General features: G+C 42.9%; 5 protein-coding genes. 4 read left to right on the top strand and 1 reads right to left on the bottom strand.

Translation table 11 applies throughout. The features are described 5' to 3' along the window. The first annotated feature begins 54 nt into the window (after nt 1–54). Complete coding sequence (locus Q7J27_04680) at nt 55–1,422, top strand: MATE family efflux transporter (protein ID MDO9528440.1); 1,368 nt, start codon at nt 55–57, stop codon at nt 1,420–1,422. Between the two features lie 172 nt (nt 1,423–1,594). Here Q7J27_04680 and Q7J27_04675 read toward each other — a convergent pair whose 3' ends face one another. Continuing rightward, on the bottom strand, nt 1,595–1,918 hold the full coding sequence (locus Q7J27_04675) for a helix-turn-helix transcriptional regulator (GenBank protein MDO9528439.1): 324 nt from the start codon (nt 1,916–1,918) through the stop codon (nt 1,595–1,597). Between the two features lie 307 nt (nt 1,919–2,225). Between Q7J27_04675 and Q7J27_04670 the strand changes: the two genes are divergently transcribed. The 3 genes from Q7J27_04670 (at nt 2,226) to Q7J27_04660 (ending at nt 4,685) form a co-directional block, all read left to right on the top strand. Further along, the gene (locus Q7J27_04670) at nt 2,226–3,176 is read left to right on the top strand and encodes a sensor histidine kinase (protein ID MDO9528438.1); all 951 of its coding nucleotides are present in this window, start codon (nt 2,226–2,228) and stop codon (nt 3,174–3,176) included. 152 nt (nt 3,177–3,328) lie between these two features. Then, complete coding sequence (locus Q7J27_04665) at nt 3,329–3,673, top strand: hypothetical protein (GenBank protein ID MDO9528437.1); 345 nt, start codon at nt 3,329–3,331, stop codon at nt 3,671–3,673. A 28-nt stretch (nt 3,674–3,701) separates the two neighbouring features. Beyond that, nucleotides 3,702–4,685: a transporter substrate-binding domain-containing protein gene (locus Q7J27_04660; GenBank protein MDO9528436.1), complete on the top strand. Its 984-nt coding sequence runs from the start codon at nt 3,702–3,704 to the stop codon at nt 4,683–4,685. Nucleotides 4,686–4,785: the final 100 nt, after the last annotated feature.

Below are 4,785 nucleotides of genomic sequence, written 5' to 3'. Positions count from 1 at the left end.
AGTTGTAACATTATTTTGGCAATACTTTACTACTTTTAAAGAGACACTACTTCAATGAATAACAAGAAACTTGACCTTGGCAAGGACCCTGTTCTCCCCTTACTCCTTAAAATGAGTCTCCCCTCAATCATTGCACTGCTCGCTACTGCTCTATATAATATTGTAGATACCTTCTGGATCGCTAAAATCAGCCCCAATGCCATCGCAGCATTAACCATCTGTTTCCCGGTTCAGATGATATTCGGGGCTATTGGAATGGGAACCGGTGTCGGTGCCGGCTCCTTTGCCTCCCGTATGTTTGGAACAGGAGAAGATTTAAAGGCACATCAGACCGCGGGCCAGGCTATCTTCCTCTCTCTCTTTTTCGGAATCTTGATTATTCTCTCTGCAACACTCTATCACGATCCAATCCTCAGATTATTCGGCGCAACGAAAGATATTCTCCCTCTATCCAGGAAATACCTTCTGGTCGTCGTATTTGGCTCTCCTTTTCTATTCTTTATGATGATGGCTGACAACCTTTTTCGTGCCGGGGGAAACCCGAAGTACTCGATGTATATCATTATATCCTCAGCACTGTTAAATGCAATCCTTGATCCCTTTTTAATTTTTGGCTGGGGGCCTTTCCCGGCGATGGGGCTGCAGGGGGCGGCCCTGGCGACAGTTATATCCCAGTTTGTAACGGTCTTCCCGTCTTTTTATTTACTCATGCTAAGCTCGTTTAAACGTTACCTGAAATGGGAATATCTCCTCCCCAATTATTCAATCATAAAATCGATCTACCGGGTAGGATTACCCTCTTCAGTCATGAATCTCGCCATGAGTTTACTTTTGACAATCCATAACCATATCCTCGGTGCCTTCGGCCCGTTAGCCATCGCGACCCTTGGACTCAATTTCCGGATAAACGGAATCGTGATAATGATCCTCTTCGGCATAGGACACGGGGTCATGCCACTGGTCGGATTCAACTATGGCGCGTACAACTATGAACGTCTTACCCATATTGTACGGGTTGCGACGAAATTGTCAACAATCGTTGCCGGAATCAGTTGTCTTCTCATTGAAGTTTTTGCTCGTCCTCTCTTGACAATCTTTACGAACGACCCCGAGCTATTAGCGATTGCTGTGCCGGCGTTGAGGATATACGTCTTAATGCTGGTATTATTGGGACCCGCCATAATATGGATTAATATGTTCAATGGACTCGGGAAAGGTCTTACGTCGATGTGTTTGCTGCTTACCCGTCATATCTTTTTCCTCATACCCCTGCTTTTCATTCTCCCCCCGCGGTTCGGCCTGAACGGCGTTTGGATGGCCCACCCAATTTCAACCGTGCTGATGTTTTGCATTGTTTTCTTCTGGACCAGAAGAGAGTTTCAAAGACTTGCCAAAAAAGGGAAGTATGGGGTCAAACCCTAATTTCTGAGTTGAGGACATAAGGGGGAACATAGCTAAAGAAATTTTCCAGTCAACTTAGAAATTAGGGTTTGACCATTGCACCCCCCGAAAAAAGGAAGGAACAAATGACGCTAAGCAGCGAGGAGCTTATTTGTTAAAAAATCAAAACAAGATTTATTGCCATTTTTATTTCTCACCTCCATATCGCCTCTATTACCCTATAGATCGTTTTGAGTTCTTTTATGCTTGCGTTTTTCAATAAATCATCAATTTTTTTCTTAAGTAATTGAATATCTTCAATTTCGTGTTCAAAAATAAGAAGTTCGTGAAGCTTAACATTCAATGCACCGGCAATTTTAGCAAGATTATCGGTAGCTGGGTTTTTCTCACCTCTTTCAATGGCCCCCAGATATTTATAATTCACACCTGCCTTATCTCCCAATTGCTCCTGGGTCATGCCGCGGAGGTTCCGCAGGTATCTTACTCGCCGCCCCAATAATTTTTTTACTTCTTCCACAATACCTCCCAAAGTAAGGAAATCGCTTGAATTCGCCTATCCCCGTCCACAGGACGGGGTATTCTGGTTAAATTTTTATTTATATAGGTACTTCACAGAAACATAAACCTCCCAACAAAAGTAATTTCTTGATAATTACCCTTTATAAGTAGTATATTACTGTCCTGTCGAGGCGAGGGGGCCAACAGAATCATGTATGACATCTCTGATAAACAATAACTGGAAGGATAAAACCCTGAAACCAATTTCCACAAATTAGCTGACATGACCGGAGGATGGCCTGTTATCCCTTCTGAAGGGGGCTTAAATGGAAGGAAATCGACAAAAACCAAACTTACTCCGCTTTCTGGTTATAGGAAGTCTGCTTCTTGCCTGTCTCGGGCTGGAGTATTGGCTGCATATAGTTTATGGGATAACCAATATATACCCTCACCTGTTTTATATTCCCGTCATTGTAGCCGCCCTTTGGTGGGGCTTAAAGGGCGGGCTTCTCACAGGTGTGTTTTTGGGTTTAATGCATGCAGCGTCTTATTATGATAATTTTCAGGAACTTGTTTTGCTAAGGTCCCTGATGTTTGTTTGTGTGGCTTGTGTGGTTGGGATAATAATAAACCGGCACAAGCGGGCTGGGGAGCAGATAAAGAAATTCTTGAAAGAAAAAGAGGTGCTTCTCCAGGAGATACATCACCGGGTAAAGAATAACATGCAGGTAATCTCAAGCCTCCTGGATCTCCAGTCGCAATATGTGAAGGACAAGGAATCCCTTGAAATATTCAAGGAGTGTAGAGACCGCATTCTCTCCATGGCATCCGTCCATGAAAAACTCTACCAGTCTAAAGACATGGTAAAGATTGACTTTGACGATTATATAAGAAGCATAACCAAACATCTCTTCCGTGCCTATGTTGTTCATCCCAATACCGTCAGGCTGAACGTCAATTGTTCTGATGTATTCTTAGATATTAACAGGGCCATGCCCTGTGGTCTGATTATAAATGAACTGATCTCCAACGCACTCAAACATGCCTTTCCTGAAGGTAAGAAAGGAGAAGTCACTGTCGATTTCCATCCTGATGGTGATAAAAGATTGACACTGGTTGTCAGTGACAACGGTGTAGGGTTCCCGGAAGATATAGACATCAGCGATACTGAAACATTCGGATTACGCCTGATCAGTATTCTTGTTAATCAACTCAAGGGAACTCTGAAAATTGAGAGAGATGGCGGGACTACGTTTAAGATTACATTTAACCAGTAACCCGGAACCAGCAAAACGGAGCAGGAACAATGGAAAAAAGAGCGAACATGTTAGTAGCGTTCAAAAGTTGTGGCATATTTAGAAATTGAATAAATCACGATCTCTTTCTAAGGTTATATTTAACAAAAAAACCCTGAAATGTGGGTAAAAACATGGAGAATAATAAATCGCCGACGGGAAACCTGGAAAAATCAGAGGACCCCAAAAGTGAAATTCCTTCATACAAAAACGGAAAACGTCCCGCCATATCGCTGCACATTTTTATCATAGTCACCATTACCCTGGCCGCTATCGCTGTGTCGATCTTTATTGGTCAAATAAATCATCGTAAAACAATACAGTTAGCCACTGAGCAGTTTAACAAGCAACAATTGATACTGGCTCGCTCGGCCGCTGTCGGCGTTGAGAATTTCATGGTCGGTATTGAAACTGATCTGCTCGCGCTGTCGAATTTTCCGGTTGTGCAGAGGATGGAGACGGCTCACATGAAATCGTAAGACGATTTTATTACTGGAGGATTTTCTGATGATAAACAGACAAATCTGTGAAGAATTCCAGCAAAGGGATAAGATGTCAGATAAAAACCCCGTCAGATCTGCAGTTTCCAAGATGTTATTGGTAACTATCCTTATTTTTATTTTTGTAGTTATTATCATGGACTCGGCAGTAGCCCAAAGTCAAGTTCGCTCTGATATGATTGAAGTTACTGCCGCTGTTCCCAAAAACTTTCCACCGTACTATTTTGTTGATGAGAGCGGTAGACCAAAAGGATTTGCCATTGATATAATGGATCGGATCGCTGAAATGGTGGGCATGAGGGTCACTTATCTTGTAGAGGATTCATGGACAGATGCCGTAGAAGCTGTAAAAAGCGGTCGTGCGGATATGATTCCCAATATCGGAATTACTGCAAACCGGAAGGCTTATTTTGATTATACTGCCGCCGTTGAAACCTTTGCTATAAGCATCTTTGTCAGGAAGGATACGAATTATATCAAGGGAGTGGATGATCTCGCCGGACATAAGGTCGCTGCAATCAAATACAATATTGCAGTTACTTTACTTCAAGACCATGAAGGTGTTGATCTTAAGGTATTCAACGATCCCCGGGAAGCCGTTTTTGAGCTTCTTTCCGGTCACGTAGATGCAGTGCTTTATCCGGCACCGGTATTTATGAAAATAGTCCGGGACGCCAAAGTCGACCACAGCATCAAGATAGTAGGGAAGCCATTGAAAGAGATCAAACGGGCGATCGCTGTATCCAAAGGGAATGTGAATTTGTTAAATCGGCTCAATGGGGCTGTCAACCGATTCGTGGGGACAAACGATTATCAACATATTTATTTGAAATGGTTTGGCAAGCCGCAACCGTTCTGGACCATCTCCAGGGTTGTTTTGACCATGAGCGGACTGTTCCTGATATTATTTACAGCAATGGCATTATGGCGATACAATAGCATTATCAAGCTTAACACTACAACGCCGGTTGTTGTGGTTTATGTAGGATGATTCTTTAGCCATTTTTTCTTATAAGAGTTTCTGGATTTTTCTTTGTTACGCCGCTGCTTCATAAACCAGGCGATCACGTCTTGAGGGCTCCATGTGATTC

The sequence above is a fragment of the Syntrophales bacterium genome (assembly GCA_030655775.1).
Classification (GTDB): Bacteria; Desulfobacterota; Syntrophia; order Syntrophales; family JADFWA01; genus JAUSPI01.
This window is presented reverse-complemented; position numbering and strand designations above follow the sequence as displayed.

Excerpts from the sequence above, each read along its gene's own strand:
- Q7J27_04680 (MDO9528440.1), top strand. The coding sequence starts at position 55 with ATGAATAACAAGAAACTTGACCTTGGCAAGGACCCTGTTCTCCCCTTA.
- Q7J27_04670 (MDO9528438.1), top strand. The coding sequence starts at position 2,226 with ATGGAAGGAAATCGACAAAAACCAAACTTACTCCGCTTTCTGGTTATA.
- Q7J27_04665 (MDO9528437.1), top strand. The coding sequence starts at position 3,329 with ATGGAGAATAATAAATCGCCGACGGGAAACCTGGAAAAATCAGAGGAC.
- Q7J27_04660 (MDO9528436.1), top strand. The coding sequence starts at position 3,702 with ATGATAAACAGACAAATCTGTGAAGAATTCCAGCAAAGGGATAAGATG.